The sequence below is a fragment of the Zoogloea sp. LCSB751 genome (genome assembly GCF_002028455.1).
Classification (GTDB): Bacteria; Pseudomonadota; Gammaproteobacteria; order Burkholderiales; family Rhodocyclaceae; genus Zoogloea.
Window position 1 is genome coordinate 1 of record NZ_MWUM01000493.1, and the last position, 245, is coordinate 245.

Sequence of the window (245 nt, forward strand, 5' to 3'; positions counted from 1 at the left end):
GTCTGACGCACCGGCCGCCGGCCGACCTGCCGATGCCGGCCTGGCAGCTGCGCGCGGCGCACCTGATCCACGGCCTGCTCTATCTGCTCTTCTTCGCCGTGCCGCTTTCCGGCTGGGCCTACAGCTCGGCGGCGGGCTTCCCCATCGTCTGGTTCGGCGTTCTGCCGCTGCCGGACTTCGTGGGCAAGGACAAGGAACTGGCCGAGACGCTGAAGCTGGCCCATCACCTTGCCGCCTATGGCCTG

The 245-nt window shown here is 69.4% G+C and carries 1 protein-coding gene; it reads left to right on the forward strand.

Annotation, left to right across the window (positions count from 1 at the left end):
- The coding region (locus B4920_RS27445) for a cytochrome b (RefSeq protein WP_173862740.1) at positions 1-245 on the forward strand (245 nt) is incomplete at both ends.